At 71.2% G+C, this 18995-nt stretch carries 17 protein-coding genes; 1 reads left to right on the top strand and 16 read right to left on the bottom strand.

Annotation, left to right across the window (positions count from 1 at the left end):
• Window positions 1-58 precede the first annotated feature (58 nt).
• From OM513_RS15290 to OM513_RS15215, 16 genes are all read right to left on the bottom strand, one after another.
• Complete coding sequence (locus OM513_RS15290; protein ID WP_264945427.1) at window positions 59-1027, bottom strand: bile acid:sodium symporter family protein; 969 nt, start codon at window positions 1025-1027, stop codon at window positions 59-61.
• Window positions 1028-2308, bottom strand: coding sequence for a guanine deaminase (gene guaD, locus OM513_RS15285; RefSeq protein WP_264945426.1), 1281 nt, complete (start codon window positions 2306-2308; stop codon window positions 1028-1030). It abuts the gene before it with no gap.
• Window positions 2305-3237 (bottom strand): xanthine dehydrogenase accessory protein XdhC, encoded by a 933-nt coding sequence (xdhC, locus tag OM513_RS15280; protein ID WP_264945425.1) that lies wholly within the window; start codon window positions 3235-3237, stop codon window positions 2305-2307. The genes guaD and xdhC overlap by 4 nt, the downstream gene beginning before the upstream one ends.
• The gene (gene xdhB, locus OM513_RS15275) at window positions 3230-5548 is read right to left on the bottom strand and encodes a xanthine dehydrogenase molybdopterin binding subunit (protein WP_264945423.1); all 2319 of its coding nucleotides are present in this window, start codon (window positions 5546-5548) and stop codon (window positions 3230-3232) included. Before xdhB ends, xdhC begins: the two co-directional genes overlap by 8 nt.
• On the bottom strand, window positions 5541-6962 hold the full coding sequence (gene xdhA, locus OM513_RS15270) for a xanthine dehydrogenase small subunit (protein WP_264945421.1): 1422 nt from the start codon (window positions 6960-6962) through the stop codon (window positions 5541-5543). Before xdhA ends, xdhB begins: the two co-directional genes overlap by 8 nt.
• A 1-nt stretch (window position 6963) precedes the next feature.
• Window positions 6964-7302, bottom strand: coding sequence for a hydroxyisourate hydrolase (gene uraH / locus OM513_RS15265; RefSeq protein ID WP_264945419.1), 339 nt, complete (start codon window positions 7300-7302; stop codon window positions 6964-6966).
• Window positions 7299-8711, bottom strand: a complete 1413-nt coding sequence (locus OM513_RS15260) for an NAD(P)-binding domain-containing protein (RefSeq protein ID WP_264945418.1) — start codon at window positions 8709-8711, stop codon at window positions 7299-7301. The genes uraH and OM513_RS15260 overlap by 4 nt, the downstream gene beginning before the upstream one ends.
• Window positions 8708-9181 carry a 2-oxo-4-hydroxy-4-carboxy-5-ureidoimidazoline decarboxylase gene (gene uraD, locus OM513_RS15255; RefSeq protein WP_264945553.1) on the bottom strand — a complete coding sequence of 158 codons (474 nt, stop codon included), beginning with the start codon at window positions 9179-9181 and terminating at the stop codon, window positions 8708-8710. Before uraD ends, OM513_RS15260 begins: the two co-directional genes overlap by 4 nt.
• Before the next feature lie 2 nt (window positions 9182-9183).
• Complete coding sequence (hpxZ, locus tag OM513_RS15250; RefSeq protein ID WP_264945416.1) at window positions 9184-9564, bottom strand: oxalurate catabolism protein HpxZ; 381 nt, start codon at window positions 9562-9564, stop codon at window positions 9184-9186.
• Window positions 9561-10448: an allantoinase PuuE gene (gene puuE, locus OM513_RS15245; protein ID WP_264945415.1), complete on the bottom strand. Its 888-nt coding sequence runs from the start codon at window positions 10446-10448 to the stop codon at window positions 9561-9563. Before puuE ends, hpxZ begins: the two co-directional genes overlap by 4 nt.
• 115 nt (window positions 10449-10563) lie before the next feature.
• The gene (locus OM513_RS15240) at window positions 10564-11742 is read right to left on the bottom strand and encodes a pyridoxal-phosphate-dependent aminotransferase family protein (RefSeq protein WP_264945552.1); all 1179 of its coding nucleotides are present in this window, start codon (window positions 11740-11742) and stop codon (window positions 10564-10566) included.
• A 44-nt stretch (window positions 11743-11786) separates the two neighbouring features.
• Window positions 11787-13082, bottom strand: coding sequence for an allantoate amidohydrolase (locus OM513_RS15235; RefSeq protein WP_264945413.1), 1296 nt, complete (start codon window positions 13080-13082; stop codon window positions 11787-11789).
• Window positions 13076-14641, bottom strand: a complete 1566-nt coding sequence (locus OM513_RS15230) for a gamma-glutamyltransferase family protein (protein ID WP_264945411.1) — start codon at window positions 14639-14641, stop codon at window positions 13076-13078. The genes OM513_RS15235 and OM513_RS15230 overlap by 7 nt, the downstream gene beginning before the upstream one ends.
• Window positions 14638-15972: an NCS2 family permease gene (locus OM513_RS15225; protein WP_264945410.1), complete on the bottom strand. Its 1335-nt coding sequence runs from the start codon at window positions 15970-15972 to the stop codon at window positions 14638-14640. Before OM513_RS15225 ends, OM513_RS15230 begins: the two co-directional genes overlap by 4 nt.
• Before the next feature lie 139 nt (window positions 15973-16111).
• Window positions 16112-17440, bottom strand: coding sequence for an AtzE family amidohydrolase (locus OM513_RS15220; protein ID WP_264945409.1), 1329 nt, complete (start codon window positions 17438-17440; stop codon window positions 16112-16114).
• Window positions 17437-17622: a hypothetical protein gene (locus OM513_RS15215; protein WP_264945408.1), complete on the bottom strand. Its 186-nt coding sequence runs from the start codon at window positions 17620-17622 to the stop codon at window positions 17437-17439. Before OM513_RS15215 ends, OM513_RS15220 begins: the two co-directional genes overlap by 4 nt.
• 113 nt (window positions 17623-17735) lie before the next feature.
• On the opposite strand from OM513_RS15215, the gene OM513_RS15210 reads away from it, so the two are divergent.
• Complete coding sequence (locus OM513_RS15210) at window positions 17736-18992, top strand: hypothetical protein (RefSeq protein WP_264945407.1); 1257 nt, start codon at window positions 17736-17738, stop codon at window positions 18990-18992.
• The last annotated feature ends 3 nt before the right edge of the window (window positions 18993-18995 follow it).

Below are 18995 nucleotides of genomic sequence, written 5' to 3'. Positions count from 1 at the left end.
TGCCGATAGGGAAAGGGTCTGCCTCTATCGCGGCAAATGCAATAGGGCCGGTCCGGACTCAGTCCGCTGGCGCGGCGGACTGGGCCAGGCGCCGGGCGATCAGCGCGCAGGCGATGAGCTGAAGCTGGTGGAACAGCATCATCGGCAGGATCACCATGCCGACCTGCGCGGCCGGGAACAGCACGCCCGCCATCGGCACGCCCGAAACCAGGCTCTTCTTCGACCCGCAGAACAGCAGCACGATGGCGTCCTCGCGCGGCAGGCCCATCGCCCGCGCCACGCCCCAGGTGGCGCCCAGCACGATCGCCAGGATCACCAGGCACACCAGCAGCACCAGCGCCAGGTCCGCCGCCGAAAGCTGTTGCCAGATGCCCGCCACCACAGCCGCGCCGAACGCGGTGTACACCACCAGCAGGATCGAACCGCGATCGACGATCGTCACAAGCTGCTTGTGCCGCGCCACCCATCCGCCGATCGCCGGGCGCAGCAGGTGCCCCAGCGCGAAGGGCAGCAGCAGTTGCAGCAGGATCGTCTGGATCGACGCGAAGGACACGGTCATCCCGTTGCTGCGCATCAGCAGCGCGACCAGCGCGGGCGTCAGGAAGATGCCGATCAGGTTGGAGAAGCTGGCGCTGCACACCGCCGCCGCCACATTGCCGCGCGCCATCGCGGTGAAGGCGATCGAGGATTGCACGGTGGAGGGCAGCAGCGTGAGGAACAGCATCCCCGCCGCCAGCGCTGGCGGCAGGATGCCGCTGGCCTGCGCGCCCAGCCCCAGCAGCGGGAACAGCGCATAGGTGGAAAGGAACACCGCCAGGTGCAGCCGCCAGTTCCTTGCCCCAGCGACGATCGCCTCGCGCGAGAGCTTGGCGCCGTGAAGGAAGAACAGCAGGACGATGCCGGCGTCGGCAATCCCCTCGAACACCGCCACCATCGCTCCCCGCGGCGGCAGCAGCGAGGCCAGCACCACGGTGCCCACCAGCGTGAGGATGAAGGGTTCGAAGACCGACAGGAATTTGCGCAGCATCTATTTCTCTTTGCGGCTATAGGCGCGGCTGCCGCGCAGCCAGGTGCTGGCGATCGCACGATCGTCGCCCAGTACCTGCAACGCGAACAGCCGGTCGTGGAGCGATGCCCCCGCCGTGCGCCGTGCCAGCAGCGGGGTGGCGGCGCAATCGAGCACGGCGAAATCCGCCTCCTGTCCCGGTTCCAGCCCGCCCACGTGATCGCCGATGCCCATCACCCGCGCGCCGCCCGCGGTGGCCAGGTGCAGCGCGCGGAAGGGATCAAGGCTGCATCCGCGCAACTGGCAGACCTTATAGGCCTCGCCCAGCGTATGGAGCACCGAGAAGCTGGTCCCCGCGCCCACATCGGTGCCGATGCCGGTGCGCACGCCATGGCGGTCCACCGCGGCCAGATCGAACAGGCCCGAACCCAGGAACAGGTTGCTGGTGGGGCAGAAAGCGATCCCCGCGCCCGCCGCCGCCATGCGCGCGAAGGCGTCGTCGCTCATATGCACGCAATGGGCGAACACCGATCGCGGCCCGACCAGCCCAAAGCGTTCATAGGCGCCCAGATAATCGCCGCCGAACCGCGCCTCCACCGCGGCGATCTCGCCATGGCTTTCGCACAGATGGGTGTGCAGCATCGCATCCGGATGCGCGGCGAGCAGCGCGCCCGTCTCGGCGAGCTGTGCGTCGCTGGAGGTAAGCGCGAAGCGCGGGGTGACGGCATAGCCCAGCCGCCCGCGCCCCCGCCACCGGGCGATCAGCGCCTCGCTCTCGGCGCGGCCGCTGGCGGGCGTGTCGCGCAGGCCGGGCGGGCCGAGGTCCATCAGCACCTTGCCCGACGTCACCCGCATGTCGCGCGCCAGCGCCGCTTCGAACAGCGCGTCGACCGATCCTTCATGGACGGTGGCGAAGACGAGCGCGCTCGTGGTGCCGTTGCGCAGCAGCTCGTCGAGGAAGAAGGCGGCGGTCTCGTCCGCATGCGCGCGATCGGCGAAGGCGGCCTCGGCCGGGAAGATGTGGCGTTCCAGCCATTGCAGGAGCTGCTCGCCATGCGATGCGATGCGGCCCGTCTGCGGATAATGGACATGGCAATCGACGAAGCCCGGGACGATCAGCCCGTCCAGCGGTGTCACCGGCACGCCGGGAAAGCGCGGCGCCAGATCGGCGTGGGTGCCCACCGCCGCGACGATGCCGTCCTCGACGATCAGCAGCCCGTCCGGATCGTGGCGCACCGCATCCGCCCCGGCCGTCGCGGGATCATGGGGCACGCGCAGTATCTCGCCGCGAAACGCCTTCATGCTGCGTCCCTTAGTTGCAGCAATTGCGCCAGGATCGAAATGGCGATTACCTCCGGTTCCTTGCCCTTCACCCCCGGCAGCCCGATCGGGCAGGCCAGCCGCGCGGCGTCGATCCCCTCCGCGTCGAAGCGCGACTGGAAGCGTGCGCGCTTGGTGCGCGATCCTATCAGCCCGACATGGCCGGCCCGGCCGCGCAGCGCGGCGGCGGCCAGGCGATAGTCGAGCGCATGGTCGTGCGTCAGGATCACCACCGCGGCCTCCGCCGGGGCGGCGGCGGCGCATTCGGCCATCGCATCCTCGTCCGCCAGCACCGCGCCGGGAATTTCGGTGAACTCCGGGCGCGAATCATACCAGCCGATGTGGAGCGGCAGCCCGCCCGCACGCGCCATCACCGCGCGCCCGACATGGCCCGCGCCGAACATCAGCACGGGCAGCGTGTCGGTCTCCTCCGGCTCGACGAAGCCGTCGCCTTTTTCCGGGCGCGGCCCGCGGGCCTCCACGGTTCCCCGGCGAAGGCCCGGCTCCACTATCCCCGCGCAGGAAGCCGGAACCCGGCCATCGCCGGAGACCGGGGAGCGGTCCAGCAACTCCCCCAGTTTCACCGCGAACGGCCCGTCTTCCTCCGGCACCCCCGCCAGCCGCTCGACCATCAGCCGCACCCGCCCGCCGCAGCATTGCCCCAGCAGCGGCCCCAGCGGATAATCCTGGATGCGCCAGCTTCCCGGCGGCAGGCCCAGGATCGTCCGCGCCTGCGCCGCCGCCTGATGCTCCAGCGCGCCGCCGCCGATGCTGCCGGACTGGGCACCGGCGGTGACGATCATCCGCGCACCCGGGCCGCGCGGGGCCGATCCCTCGGTGGCGAGCACGGTCACCATCGCGGCCGGGCCGTGCGCCAGCGCGTCGCGGGCATGGCGGCGCCAGTCAGGCAAGCGCACGCCCCCGCAGCTCCGCGATCGCCGCCAGGATGCGCTCGGGCGTCGCGGGGGCGTCGAGCGCGGGCAGGCCGCGGCCGGGCGCCGCGGCCATCACCGCGTCGGTCAGCGCGCTGAACACCGATATCGCCAGCATCAGCGGCGGCTCGCCCACCGCCTTGGAGCGGTGGATGGTCGGCTCGGCGTTGCGGCCGCGATCCCACAGGCGGATCTCCATGCGGCGCGGCCGATCGCCCGCGGTCGGGATCTTGTAGGTGGAGGGCGCGTGGGTCAGCATCTGCCCCTCGGGTCCATAGACCAGCTCCTCCGTGGTCAGCCAGCCCATGCCCTGGATGAAGCCGCCCTCCACCTGGCCCAGGTCGATCGCCGGGTTCAGGCTGCGGCCCGCGTCGTGGAGGATGTCCACCGCCAGCACGCGATGCTCGCCGGTCAGCGTGTCGATCACCACCTCGCTCAGCGCGGCGCCATAGGCGAAGTAGAGGAACGGCCGCCCGCTGTGGCTGGCGCGGTCATATTCGATCCCGGGCGTGGCATAGAAGCCGGTGGCCGACAGCGGCACGCGCGCCAGATAGGCCATGCGGCAGAGCTCTGCGAAGGGGATGCGCTCGCCGCCCGCCTCCACGCCGTCGCGGGTGAAGCGCACCGCCTGCGCCGCCCCGCCGAAGCGCCCGGCCGCGAATTCCGCCAGCCGCGCGCGGATCGCGTCGGCCGCGCGGAACGCTGCCATGCCGTTCAGGTCCGCGCCGGAGGATGCGGCGGTGGCCGATGTGTTGGGCACCTTGTCGGTCCGCGTGGCGGAGATGCCGACGTGCTCCACAGCCACGCCGAACACGTCCGCCACCACCTGTGCCACCTTCACCATCAGGCCCTGGCCCATCTCGGTGCCGCCATGGTTCAGGTGGACCGATCCGTCGGTATAGACATGCACCAGCGCGCCCGCCTGGTTCAGGTGCGTGGTGGTGAAGCTGATGCCGAACTTGACCGGGGACAGCGCCAGCCCTTTCTTCAGGATATTGTGCGCAGCATTGAACGCGGCGGCGGCCTCCCGCCGCTCGGCATAGCGTGCGCCTGCGGCGAGTTCGGCGATCAGATCGGGCGCCACATTGTCGGCGACCGTCATGTGATAGGGCGTCACGTCGCGCCCTGGGCCGTACAGGTTGGCGCGGCGCACATCGAGCGGATCGCGGCCCAGGTGCGCGGCGATATCGTCCATCACCCGTTCCGCGCCCAGCATCCCCTGTGGCCCGCCGAAGCCGCGGAACGCGGTGTTCGAAACCGTGTGCGTCTTCAGCCGGTGGCTGACGATCTCCACGGCGGGATAGAAATAGCAATTGTCGGCATGGAACATCGCCCGGTCGTTGATCGCGGGCGAAAGGTCCGCCGTTGCGCCGCAGCGCGATGCGAGATCGAAGCGGATGCCGGCGATGCGCCCTTCCTCGTCGAAGCCGGCCTCATAGCCGATCTCGAAATCATGGCGCTTGCCGGTCATCGCCATGTCGTCGTCGCGGTCGAGCCGCAGCTTGGCGGGATGGCCGGTCCGTTGCGCGACGAGCGCGGCGGCGGCGGCCACGGCGGCGGCCTGGGTCTCCTTGCCGCCGAACGCGCCGCCCATCCGGCGGACCTCCACCGTCACCCTGGCATCGGGCAGGCCCAGCACCTTGGCCACCAGATGCTGCACCTCGCTGGGATGCTGGGTGGAGCTCAGCACATGCATCGATCCGTCGTCGCCGGGCGTGGCGAGCGCGATCTGGCCTTCGAGATAGAAATGCTCCTGTCCGCCCACGGATACTCTGCCGGATAGGCGGCGGGGGGCGTTGGCGATGGCGGCGGCGGCGTCGCCGCGCGCCATGCGCTGGGCGGGCTCGATCACCGATCCCGCCGCGCGCGCGTCCGCGATGGTGACGATCGCGGGCAGCGGCCCGGTCTCCACCACCGCCAGCCGGGCGGCGGCGCGGGCGGCGTCGCGCGTCATCGCCGCGACGATGAAGAGCGGCTGGCCGGGATAGAGGATTTCGTCCTCGGCCAGCAGCCGGTCATCGCCTGCCACGGGGCTGACGTCGTTGATGCCGGGGATGTCCCGCGCGGTATAGACGCCGGTGACCAGCGGCGCGGCACGCACCCGGCTCAGGTCGATGTTCACGATCCGCGCATGGCCGCAGCCCGCCAGGCCAAAGGCCAGATGCTGCGTCGTCGCGGTTTCCGGCACGTCGTCGGTATAGCGCGCGGTGCCCGCGACATGGCCCTCCGCGCTGTCGTGGCGCAGCGGGGCGTGGACCGCTCCGGCGGGCGGGGGCGCGGCGTCAGCCATCCAGCCGCTCGTCGAGCACGCTCACCGGACCGCCATGCTGCGTCTCGTGCCAGATGCGGCGGAGCAGGTTCGCGGCCGCGGCCAGGCGGTATCCGGCCGATCCGCGCAGGTCGCTCAGCGGCTGGTAATCCTGCGCCAGCGCGGCGGCTGCGGACTCGACCGCCGCCTCGCACCAGGGCTGCCCGGTCAGCGCCGCCTCGCACGCGGCGGCGCGCTTTGGCGTTCCCGCCATCCCGCCGAACGCCACTCGGGCGTGCGTAACCAGGCCCTCCGCAATCGTCAGCGCGAAGGCGCCGCACAGCGCGGAGATGTCGCTGTCGAACCGCTTGGAAAGCTTGGCGATGCGCACCAGCGTTTCCGGGGCGGGGCGGGGGATGTGGATGCGCTCCACGAACTCGCCCGGCGCGCGATCCTGCCGGCCATATTCCAGGAAGAAATCCTCCAGCGGCATCGTCCGCCGCGCATCCCCCCGGCGCAGCACCAGCGTGGCGCCCAGCGCGATCAGCGCGGGGGGCATGTCGCCGATGGGCGATCCGTTGGCGATGTTGCCGCCGATCGTGCCCGAATTGCGCACCTGCACGCCCGCGATCCGCCGCACCAGCTCTCCCAGCTCCGGATGCAGCCGGGCGAGTGCCGCATGCGCGTCCGAATAACGCACGCCCGCGCCCAGCGTCAGCCCGCCCTCATCCTCCGCGATGCTGCGCAGATCGGCCACGTCGCCGATGAAGATCACGGTGCCCAGATCGCGCAACTGCTTGGTGACCCACAGCCCCACGTCCGTCGCGCCCGCCACGATCCGCGCGTCCGGATGGGCGATCAGCAGCGCGGCGAGTTCGTCTGCGGTCCGCGGCTTGAACCAGTTCTCGCCCTTGGCCGCTGGGGTCATGCCGCGCAGCAATTCGATGGCGCCGGCGTCGTCGCGCGGGGCGGGCGGGGTGGCCTCGGCCGCCGCCAGGATCGGGCCGTATCCGGTGCAACGGCACAAATTGCCCGCGATCACGTCGCGCACCGCCGCCCCCTCGGTACCGCGCGCGCCGATGCTGCGGCCGTAGAGCGACAGGACGAAGCCGGGCGTGCAGAAGCCGCATTGCGATCCATGCCCGTCCGCCATCGCCTGCTGCACCGGATGCAGCGCGCCGGGCGTCCCCAGGCTCTCGACCGTCAGCACCGCCTTTCCGTCGAGCATCGGCGCGAACAGAATGCAGGAATTCACCGCGCGCCAGGCGATCCCGTCACCCTCCAGCTCGCCGAGCAGGATGGTGCAGGCGCCGCAATCGCCCTCGGCGCAGCCCTCCTTGGTGCCCCGTCGCCCCAGATGCTCGCGCAACAGGTCCAGCGCGGTGCGCGTGGCGGGCGCGTCGGCCTGGATGTCCGTGGTGCCGTCCAGCGCGAAGGTGATCGGGGATGCCGCCAACTCAGCTCCCCCGGTAGGTCGAATAGCCGAAGGGCGTGACGAGCAGCGGCACATGATAATGGCCGTCCGCCTCCGCCATGCCGAAGGCGATCGCCACCACGTCCAGGAACGGCGGATCGGGCAGCGCCACGCCCTGCGCGCGGAAATAGGCCGCGACGTCGAATTCGATGCGATAGCCGCCGGGGGCATAGTCCGCCCCCTCGGTCAGCGCGGGGCAGCGGCCGTCGGCGTTGGTCTCGCCCGCGAACAGCAGGCGGCCGTCGCGCCACAGCCGCACCCCCATTCCCGCGGCGGGGCGGCCATGGGCGGTGTCGAGCACATGGGTGCTGAGCGATGTCATGCCGCGTCTCCCGTGCCGGCGGGGGTCCAGCGCGCGGTGAACTCCGGCTCGGCATAGCCATGATAGCGCGCCAGGATGTCCGCCGCATCGTCGCGGAATAGCTGGTCCGCCACGCCCGCCACCAGCCGCGGCAGCGCATGCTTGAGCCCCGACAGCGCCGAAGCCGAAAGCCCCAGGCTGATCAGCGCCGAATAGTTGAACGCGAACAGCCCGTGCAGCGCATCCGCATCGCCCGGATCGCGCGGCAGCAGCTCGAACCCGGGGCCGAGATAGGGGTGCGCGCAGACCAGCGGATTGGCGATCTCCGGCGGCGGGGCATGGCGATCCGCCCAGCGCGCGATGCGGCCATGCACCAGCGCCAGCTCCGGCCGCAGCGCGGGATCGGTGACCAGCCCGGTGGAAAGGATCAGGAAATCATAGGCGAAGCGGCCCTTGGGCGTCTCCACCTCCACCGCGCCGTCCTTCTCCGCCACCGACAGCCAGGGGCTGCCCAGGTGCAGCGCGAAGCCGGGATAGGCGGCAGCGGCCTCGAACATATCCACCGTCGGCGGCTGGTTGCGGGTGAAGAAGCTCGCCATCGCCGCATATTTCGCCGCATCGTCGAGCGCGGCATAGCGCGGGATCAGCCCGGACCCTTCCATGAAGCGGATCGGGTTGACCTGCGGCAGCTCCGCCCGGCGGACGTGCACCGCCACCGCCGCCGCTCCGGCCGCCAGCGCGGTGGCGGCATTGTCGAAGGCGGAGGCGCCGCCCCCCAGCACCGCGATCCGCCTGCCCGCCAGCGCGGCGAAATCGATCGGCTCGCTGGTATGGGCATAACGGTGGCGCGGCAGCGCATCGCGGATGAAGCCGGGCGTGTGCCAATCGCCGCCGCCCTGGATGCCGGTGGCCAGGATCACCTTGCGCGCCAGCAGCGGATCGCCGCCCTCCAGATGCACGCGGAAGCCCGTGCCGCCGCCCAGCGGCTCGACCAGCGACACCCGCGCCTCGTTGCGCACGGGCAGCGCCAGAACCGCGCGATACCAGCGCAGATAGTCCATCCAGTCGCGCCGCGGGATCTTGCCGATCGCCTCCCAGCCTTCGGCCCCGTGCTGCGCCTCCCACCATGTGCGGAAGGTGAGGCTGGCCAGCCCCAGGTCGATCGCGGTCAGGTGCTTCGGCGTGCGCAGCGTGGCCATGCGGGCATAGGTGTCCCACGGCCCTTCATACCCCGCCGGGTTTTCGTCCAGCACCAGGATGTTGCCGATCCGCTCGCGCATCAGCCCGAATGCGGCCCCCAGCCCGCTCTGCCCGCCGCCGACGATGATCGCGTCATAGGTGCCGGGGCGCGGCTCCAGCCAGTCGGGCTCGCCCCAGTTGAGGCACGCCAGGTCGTGCGCCACCCGGGCGTTATGTTCGGCCAGCGTCATGCCATCGCCTCCAGCCGCAGGCGCACGATCGCGCCGATCTGCTTCAGCGCTTCGGCGATCTCGGCGTCGCGTTCGTTGTGCAGCCGCGCCGCCATCGCCGCCAGGATGCCCGCCTTGTCGGTCAGCCGCACGCAGATGATGAACGGAAAGCCGAAGCGCTCGGCATAGGCGGCGTTGAGCGCGTGGAACCGCGCGAAGTCCCCGGACGTGAGGCGGTCCAGCCCGGCGCTCGCCTGTTCGGCGGCGCTCGCCTCGGTCAGGCTGCCGTCGATCGCGGCCTTGCCCGCTAGTTCCGGATGCGCGCGGATCAGCGCGAGCTGCTCGTCCGGCGTCGCGTCATGCACCACCTGCATCAGCCCGGCGTAGAGATCGTCGAAGGGCAGCCGCGCCGCCGCGCGCTCCACCACCCAGGGGCTGTGCTCGAACAGCGCGCCATGGCGTTCGATGAAATTCTCCCGCGCCTCGCGCATGCTCACGATCCGCTCCCCTCGATCGAGACATGGGCGGAAACGACCTTCCATCCGTCCGGGAAGCGCACCCAGCTCTGGCTCTGGCGGCCGCGCCTGTCCGTGCCTTCGCGGAAGAACTCGGCGTTGGCGGTGGCGAAGTCGCGGCCATAGGCGGCGATGGCGACCCGGCCCAGCCGCCGCTGCGGCGAACCGCCGCGCCCCTTGCGGAACTCGCGGATCGCCGCGATCCCGTACAGCACCTCGCCCACGCCATAGCGCACGGTCGCCTCGCTTTCGTGGAACAGCCGGTCCATCGCCGCGATGTCGTCGGCCATCAGCGCGCGCTCATATTCGTGGAACGCGGCGGTCACCTCGGCCACCACCCCGGGATCGTTCAGGGTCATGCCGGGTGCGCCTCCATCCAGTGGCGCGCGATGTCGATGCGCCGCGCCACCCAGGCGTCGCCCGATTGCAGCACGTGATCCAGGAACATCTGCACCGCGATGGTGCGCGCGGGCCGCCCGGCGATGCGGCCGTGCAGGCCGATCGACATCATCCGCCCGCCCTCCTCGCGCAACTGCTCGAAGGCGTCGACCAGGTAGCGGAAGAACTGCGTCCCCTCCGTAAAGCCGTTCAGCGCGACGAACTTCATGTCGTTGGTGTCGAGGCTGTAGGGGACGATGAGCTGCGCCCGTCCGTGCCGCCGGTCCCAATAGGGCAGGTCGTCGGCATAGCTGTCCGCATCGTAGAGAAAGCCGCCTTCCTCCGCCACCAGCCGCGCCGTGTTGGGCGAAGTGCGCCCCTGATACCAGCCGAGCGGGCGGCTGCCGGTCAGGCCGGTGTGGACCGCGATCGCCCGGGCGATATGCTCGCGCTCCACCTCCTCGGGCACATATTGATAGTCGATCCAGCGGTATCCGTGCGACGCGACCTCCCATCCGGCCGTCAGCATCGCCTCCACCGCCGCCGGGTTCGCCTCCATCGCCGCGGCGACGCCGAACACGGTGACGGGCACGTTCCGCTCCGCGAACAGCCGGTGCAGCCGCCAGAAGCCGGCGCGGCTGCCATATTCGTACAGGCTCTCCATCGCCATCGCCCGCGCCGGATGGCTGGCGGCGCCGACCATGTCGGACAGGAAGCCCTCGCTGCCCTTGTCGCCATTGAGGACGCTGTTTTCCGCGCCCTCCTCATAATTGACGACGAAGTTCACCGCCACGCGCGCGCCGCCGGGCCAGTGGGCGGCAGGCGGATTGGCGCCGTAGCCGGCGAGATCGCGGGGAAGGCTCATTCGGCGATCCCAAAGCGTTCGTGCAGAGCTTGTCGAAGCGCCATGCCTGCGACCGGCGCGGGCCGGAGCCGTCCTTCGACAGGCCCGTGGCGAACGGAGGAAAGGAGCCGCCCCCTCAACCCCATGCCTCCAGCGCGGCGTCCACGCCCGCGCCGGGCGGGGTCGCGTGGCCCTCCGCGCGCAGCACGGCCTCCAGCGCGCCCAGCGTGATCAGCACCTTATGCTTCATCGCATTATATCCCATCGCGCCGATCCGCCACACCTTGCCCTGCAGCGGGCCGAAGCTGGTGCCGATCTCGATCTCGAAATCCTCGCGCATCCGCCGCCGCACCGCCTCGCCGTCCACGCCCGCGGGAATCAGGATGCCGGTGACGTTGGTCATGCGGTAACGATCGTCGCCGAACACGGTGAGCCCCATCGCGCGGGCGCCCGCGACCACCGCGCGGCCGGCCGCCGCGTGACGCGCGAAACGCGCCTCCAGACCCTCTCCGAGTGCGATCCGGGCGCATTCGCGCGCTCCGTAGAGCATCGTCGTCGCCTCGGTATGGTGATTAAGCCGCTTCTCGCTCCAATAGTCCATCACCATCGCCAGATCGAAATAGTTGGATCCGATCCGTATGCCGCTGCCCTGCGCCAGATCGGCGCGCGCGATGCCATGCTCGGTATGGCGCCGCGCGAAGATATGTTCGGCCGCGCGATCGGATATCGTGATCGGCGCCGATCCGGATGGCCCGCCCAGGCATTTCTGGAGCCCCCCGGTCACCACGTCCACGCCCCAGCGGTCCGCCGCGATCTCCATCCCGCCGATGGTGGCGGTGGCGTCGACATAGCTCAGCGCGCCCGCGTCGCGGCAAAGCGCGCCCAGCCCGTCGAGCGGCTGCGCCATGGTGGTGGAGGTATCGCCATGGACGCAGGCGACCAGCTTCGGCCCGGTCCGCGCCATGGCCTGCGCGATCGCCTCCATCGGCACCGTCTCGCCCCAGGGGGCGGACAGCATCTCCACGCGCGCGCCGACGCGCTCGCCGATTTCCTTCAGCAGCAGGCCGAAGCGGCCGAAATCGACCACCAGCATCGTGTCGCCCGGCGAAACCAGGCTGACCAGCGCCGCCTCGATCCCCGCGCGCGCGGTGCCGTCGATCAGCATGGTCCAGCGGTTCTCCGTCCCGAACACGGGGCGGTAGAGCGCCATCACCTGCTCCATATATCCCGTCATCTCGGGATCGAACTGGCCCAGCATGTCGGCGGACATGGCGCGCAGCACGCGGGGGTGCGCGTTCACCGGGCCGGGGCCCATCAACAGCCGCTGCGGCGGATCGATCTCGCCGAACAGATCGGGGTTCAAAGCGTTTCTCCAAGACGGTCCAGGAAGCCGAGCATCACCTGTAGCGCGATCTCCGCGTCGGCGGGATCGACATGCTCGGCGGGGTTGTGGCTGATGCCGCCCGCACAGCGCAGGAACAGCATCGCGGTGGGGCAAAGCGCGGCCATGTTCATCGCGTCGTGCCCCGCGCCGGAGGGCAGACGGAACGCCGGCTGCCCCGCCGCGGCGAGCGATGCGGAGAGCAGGTCCATCAGCGCAGGATCGCATGGACTGGCGGCGAAGTCATTGGTCTGGCCGGTTTCCAGCGCCACGCCGCGCCGGTCCGCAATCGCCGCGAAGGCGTCCAGGATCGCCGCCGCCGCCGAATCGCGCCGCCCGTGATCGAGCGAGCGGACGTCCAGCGTGAAATCCACCCGGCCCGGGATGACGTTGGGCGCGCCGGGCAGCGCGCTGAGCCGCCCCACCGTCGCCACCACGTCCGACGCGGCTTCCCGCGCAATCCGCTCGGCCGCCAGCACCATCTCCGCCGCGGCGGCCAGCGCATCGCGGCGCAAGGGCATGGTGGTGGTGCCCGCATGCCCCGCCATGCCCGTCACCGCGATGTTGTAGCGAAGCTGCGCGGCGATGCCGGTGACCACGCCCACGGCGAGCCCGGCGGCCTCCAGCACCGGCCCCTGCTCGATATGCGCCTCCAGATAGGCGATCGCGCCGGGATGCCGTGCGGCCAGATATTGCGCAGCATCGCCGAAGGGCGCCGTCTCGCCGAAGGGCGCGCGTCCCGTGACGATCTCCCAACGCTCCCCGGCCTGGCGCAGCGCATCGGCCAGCGTCACGCCCTCGCGGTCCGCCATCTCCAGCCCGGCCGCGTCCAGCGTGCCCGCCACCGCGCGGCTGGTGAGCATCGACGCGGGAAAGCGCGAACCCTCCTCGTCGCCGAAGGCATAGATTTCGATGGGGAAGGGCGCGCGCTTGCCCGATGCCGCCAGCGCCTCCACCGCCTCGATCGCCAGCATGATGCCCAGCGGCCCGTCATAGCTGCCGCCGTCGCGCACGCTGTCGATATGGCTGCCCATCACCAGCGGCGGCATGTCGCGCCAGCCCTCGTACCGGCCGATCAGATTGGCCGCGCCATCCAGCCGCACGGTCATCCCGGCCTCGCGCATCCATTCGGCCAGCCGGCCCAGCGCGGCGCCGTGCGCAGGGGTCAGATAGGCGCGGAACAGCATGCCCGGTTCGGCGCTGAACGGCGGTTCGCGCAGCGCGATGCACCGCGCCACCGCGCGCGCGCCGCCGCCGGGGGGATGGCTCACCACGCAGCCACCCGGCCGTCGCTGCGCGGATCGGTGGCGCCCTCCAGCGCGCCGTCCGGATGGCGGACGATCGCGCCGGCATGGCCCATCGCCTGCGCATGGAGCGGCAGCACCTCCACCTCATGCCCCGCCGCGCGCAGCAGGCGGTATACCTCGGGCGCGAAGCCCTTCTCGATCTTCAGCGTCGTACTCGTCTCGCCCCAGGTGCGCCCGAGCAGCCAGCGCGGCGCGCTGATCGCCTCCTGAAGGCCGATGCCGTAGCGGGCGTGGCGCGTGAAGACCGCCGCCTGGGTCTGCGGCTGGCCCTCGCCGCCCATCGTGCCATAGGCCAGCACCCGCCCGTCCGCGAACTCCGCCAGCGCGGGGTTGAGCGTGTGGAAGGGGCGCCGCCCCGGCTTCAGCGCGTTCCATCCGCTTTCGGCCAGCCGGAAGCTGCTGCCGCGGTTCTGCCAGGTGATGCCTGTCCGCGGCAGCGTGACGCCCGATCCGAATTCGAAATAGACGCTCTGGATCGCGCTCACCACGCACCCCTCCGCATCGGCCACGGCGAACCAGCAGGTGTCCCCGGCGGAGGGCGGCTGCGGCCAGCGCAGCGCGCAATCGGGCTCGATCGCGTTGGCCAGTTGCGTCAGGAGCTGCGCGTCGTCCAGCGTGGCCTGCGGATCGGCCGCGCTGAAAGCGGGATCGTCGATGTCGCGCTCGCGGCGCAGGAACGCCTGCTTGGTCGCTTCCACCAGCCGGTGGACATGGTCGAACCCGTCCGGCACCTCCGCGGCGATCCGGTCGTACAGCGCCAGGATCAGCAGCGATGATCCGCCCTGCGTCGGCGGCGCGCTGTTCCACAGCCGCGCGCCGGTGATCGCGGCGGTCAGCGGCACGGGCCGTTCCGCCCGGTGCGCGGCCAGGTCTTCCGCGGTCACCAGCCCGTCCAGCGCCGCGAAATCCTCCGCGATCCGCTCCGCGATGCTGCCGGTGTAGAAGCTCGCCAGCCCTTCGCGCGCCAGCGCGCGCAGCGTGTCGCCCAGCGCGGGCTGGCGCAGGATATCGCCCTCGCCCATGCCGTCATAGGTCGCGGCCCAGGCGCCCGGCTGGGCACGCAGCTCCGCGCCCTTGGCGGCCAGCGTGTCGGCGCCGCTCCACGTCACCGGCACGCCCGCCGCGGCATGGCCGATCGCGTCGCGCAGGATGCGCTCCAGCGGCAGCGTGCCGCCCGCCAGCATCGCCTCCCAGGCGGAAACCGTGCCCGCCACCGTGTTCGCCGCCAGCGGCCCGCGCGCCGGCACCGCGCCCAGCCTGCCATAGCGCTCCAGCGTCGCCGCCCCGGCCGCCGCGCCGCATCCGTGGACGGCATGGACCCGCCCGTCCGGCTCGCGCACCAGCCAGAAGCTGTCGCCGCCGATCCCGGTCATGTGCGGATAGACTACGGCCAGGCACGCGGCGACCGCCACGGCCGCCTCCGCCGCCGTGCCGCCGTCCTTCAGCACCGCCAGCCCTGCCTCGCTGGCCAGGTGATGCGGCGCGGTCACCATGCCCCGCCGCCCGTGAACCGTGGAGAGCGTCATCCCGCCGACAGCCACACGAAGCGCGCGACGAACAGCCCTGCCAGCACCAGCAGCAGCCAGTCGGTCTTGGTGATCTTGCCGCGCAGCAGCTTGATCAGCGCATAGGCGGTGATGCCGAACGCCAGCCCGTTGGCGATGGAGAAGGTCAGCGGGATCATCGCCACCGTCAGGAAGGCGGGCAGCGCGATCTCCGGATCGTGCCAGTCGATCTCGGCAAGCGGCGCCATCATCAGCGCGCCGACCAGGATCAGCGCCGGGGCGGTGGCGGCCAGCGGCACAAGCTGCGCCCAGGGCGCCAGGAAGGTCGCGCCCAGGAACAGCACGCCGGTAACGATCGCGGTGATGCCGGTGCGCCCGCCCGCCTGCACCCCGGCCGCGCTCTCGACATAGCTGGTGACCGTGCTCGTCCCCATCAGCGAACCGAAGATGGTGGCGATCGAATCGGTGGTCAGGATGCGCTTCAGCTTCGGCACCTGCCCGTTCGCGTCGATCAGCCCCGCGCGCTTGGTGACGCCCATCAGCGTGCCCAGATTGTCGAACAGGTCGACGAACAGGAACACGAAGATGATCTCGAACAGCCCCAGCCCGTGGCTGCCCGAAAGGCCGAACACCCCGGCCAGGTCCAGCTTGAACGCGGTCTGGGTGATCGCGGTCAGGTCATAGGGCTGTGGGGCGAAGGAGACGATGCCCGCCAGCCATCCGGCCAGCGTGGTGGCGACGATGCCGATCAGGATCGCCGCGCGCACCCGCCACGCGGTCAGCACCGCGATCAGCACCAGCCCGAACAGCGCCAGCGCCGCCCCGGGCTCCTTCAGGCTGCCTAGCGTCACCAGCGTCGCCGGGCTGGCGGTGACGATCCTGGCGTTCTCCAGCCCGATCAGCGCGATGAACAGCCCGATGCCCCCCGCCACCGCGGCATAGAGGTGCGGCGGGATCGCGGCGACGATCATCTGGCGGATGCCCGCCAGCGTCAGCAGCAGGAAGACGATGCCGGAGAGGAACACGCATCCCAGCGCCACCGGCCAGGGCACGCCCATGCCGATCACCACCGTGTAGGTGAAATAGGCGTTGAGCCCCATGCCCGGCGCCAGCGCCAGCGGCACATTGGCGCTCAGCCCCATCAGGATGCTGGCAAAGCCCGCCGCGATACAGGTCGCCGCCGCCACCGCCGCCACCGGCAGCCCCGCCGCGCCCAGGATCGATGGGTTGACCAGGATGATATAGGCCATGGTGAGGAAGGTCGTGACGCCGGCCAGCACCTCGGTGCGGAGCGTGGTGCCCCGTGCCGTCAACTCAAAGCGCCGGTCGAGCGCGCCCGCTTCCTCGCTCATCCACGTCCCCTTTCGCGCCCCATTTCGCGCCCCATTTCGCGGACGCAGCATAGCGCGATGGCAGGGCAGGGGAAGATGGCTGTTGGAGCGCGTGGAGAGCGCCTTGCCGTACACCTTGTTCGGCCGGAGCGCGTCCGGCCTAACCCGGCAGGTCCGTCCCGGTCAGCCCCGCCGCCTCCAGCGCCTCCGCCAGCGCGAACAGCGCCGGCTCGCCGCCGGGCGGGCCGACGAGCTGGAGGCCCAGCGGCAGCATTCCGGGCCGCTTCAGCGGCACCGTCACCACCGGCAGGCCGATGAAGCTCAGCGGCTGGGTGAAGATGCCCAGGTTGGCGCGCGCGGGCACGCGCTGGCCGTCCACCATGATCGCCGGATCGTCGATGCGCGGCGCCACGGTTCCGGCGGCGGGCGCGATCAGCACGTCGCAGCGCGCGAACAGCGCCGCCGCCTGCGCGCGGAACCAGCCGCGGAAACGCTCGGCGGCGAAATAGGCGGAGGCCGGCAGCATCGCGCCCGCGATCAGCCGGTCGCGCGTCGCGGGATCATATTCCATCGCCCGCGCGCGCAGTTCGGGCAGGTGGAGCGCGCCGCCCTCCGCCGCGGTCATCAGGAAGGCGGCGGATCGCGCGCGGCCCACTTCGGGCAGCGCCACCGTCTCGATCCCGCCCAGATGCGCGGCGATGGCGTCGATCCCGGCGATCAGCTCCGCATCGGCGTTGCGCGCGAACCAGCCGCCCAGCCGCGCCACCTTCAGCCCGCCGGCCGCCGCTCCGCCGGAGGAGCCGCCCAGCACCTGCCACGCCAGCTTCAGGTCCGCCGCCGATGCCGCGAAGGGGCCGATATCGTCGAAACTGTCGACGAAGGGGAACACGCCTGCCATCGGCAGCGATCCGTGCGTGGGCTTCAGGCCGTAAAGGCCGCACAGCGCCGCCGGGATACGGATCGATCCGTTGGTGTCCGATCCCAGCGTCAGCGGCAGCATCCCTGCCGCCACCGCCGCCGCCGATCCGCCGGAGGAGCCGCCCGCCAGCCGTTCCGGATCGTGCGGGTTGCGTGTGGTGCCGAAGGCCGCGTTCACCGTCGCGAAGCCATAGGCATATTCGTCCATGTTGCACGTCGCGACCAGCACCGCGCCCGCCGCCTTCAGCCGCGCCACGGCCACTGCATCGGCGGCGGCGGGCGCGGCTTCGCGCCGCATCCCCGCGCCCGCAGTGGTGGGAAGCCCCGCGACGTCGAACAGGTCCTTCACGCCAAAGGGCACGCCCGCCAGCGGCCCCGGGTCCTCGCCCGCCGCCACCCGCGCATCGATCGCGGCGGCGGCGGCGCGCGCATCGTCCGCCAGCAGCCGGGTGACCGCGTTCACCGCGCCGTCGCGGGTGCGGATGCGCGCGATCGCCTCCTCGGCCAGCGCAAGCGCGCTCCGCCGCCCGCCGCGCACATCGGCGGCGATCGCCGCCAGCGCGCCGCTCATTCGGGATGCTCCGCATCGCCGGGGATCGCGAACCCCTCCAGGTTGCGCCAGTGGCTGGCGAGCAGCGCCAGATTGTCGCGCACCCCCTGTTCGCAAGCGCCGGGCAGCTCGATCGCGGCCAGCGCGGCCAGGGCCTCCAGGGTCGGTGGCGGAGTCTCCGAATTGTCGCGCTGCCCAGGCATCGTCCGATGATGGAGCGATGCAGGGTGTGAGTAAAGCCGCGCGCGCTTGACGGCGGGAATGGCGCGTTGCAGTCGTTTCCACGACGTTTCGAAAGCGTTTCCAGGGGGTGTACATGCGGATGCGGTTACTTGGGCCGGGTGTGGCCGCGCTTGCGATGGCGGCATCGCTGGCGGCCGCGCCGGCGGCTGCGCAGGAAAGTCCGGAGGCGGAGATCGACGCGCTGATCGACGCCAGCGCCACGCCGGAGGCCGCGCTGGCCACCGCGCGCGGCCAGGCGGCGGCCGGTGCGCTCACCGATGCAGCGGCCACCGTGGAGCGCGCGCTGCTGGCGGGCAACAGCGATAGCGAGCTCAGCCTCTTCTATGTCGCGCTGCTCTGCCGGCTCGACGATCGCCCGCGCGCGGCGGTGGAGCTGGCACGCGCCGGTGCCCCCGCCAATGCCGAGGTGCAGGCGGCGTGCGGCACGATCGCCCCCGCCGCGCTGGCGCAGGGGGAGGGCGAAAGCGAGTCCGGATGGCATGGCCAGGCCGCGCTCGGCTTCGCCTGGGATCGCAATGCCGCGGGCGCGCTGCGCGTCACCCTCGACATCCCGGGTCTCGTCCCGCCCAGCGAGTCCGGCTATGCCGTCGCCGGGTCGCTCAACCTCGACGGGCGCAGCGCGATCGACGGCGACAGCTTCTTCTATGGCCGCGCCGCGGGCTATTTCCACAATGACCTGATCGGGCCGCGCTACGATTATCAGCAGGCCGGCTTCGCGGGCGGTTTCGGCCAGAAGCTGGGCAAGGTGGAGCTGAGCGGCGGCGCGCTGCTGCGCTACAGCCGCGTCTACAACGATCGCTACCTGACCGAGTTCGGGGGCGAGGCGCGGGCGGTGATCGCCACCGGCGCCGATAGCCGGATCACGCTGCGCGGCGAGATCGCGGACCAGGATTATCTCACGCTGCCGCTGCTCGACCGGGACGGCATGCATTACGATATCAGCGCCGATTTCCAGCGCGGCGGGGCCGGGCGGATCAGCTATGTCGTCGGCGGCGGCTATGACAGCAAGTCGGCCAAGACCGACTATCTGGGGTATGATGCGGTGCGCGGCTATGCCGCGGTGCGCTTCCCGCTCGCCATGGACGGGGCCTATCTCGGGCTTGGCGCGGCCGTGCGCCATATCGACTATTACAACGATCCGATGACCCGCGATTACAAGGAGACGCGCTACAATGCGCGCGTCGCGCTGGGCCTGCCGGTCGCGCAGCGGCTGACGCTGGAGCCTTCCGCCAACTACACAAGGCGCGACTATAATCCCGCGAGCCTGGTCGCCGATTACGAAAGCTTCGGCGCGGAAATCCGCCTCATCCTCAAGTTCGGCAAGGAGTGACCC

Origin of the sequence: Sphingomonas canadensis, assembly GCF_026013525.1 — a bacterium.
GTDB classification, from domain to species: Bacteria; Pseudomonadota; Alphaproteobacteria; order Sphingomonadales; family Sphingomonadaceae; genus Sphingomonas; species Sphingomonas canadensis.
Note: the sequence above shows the minus strand (reverse complement) of the source record. Positions and strands in the feature narration are given on the sequence as shown.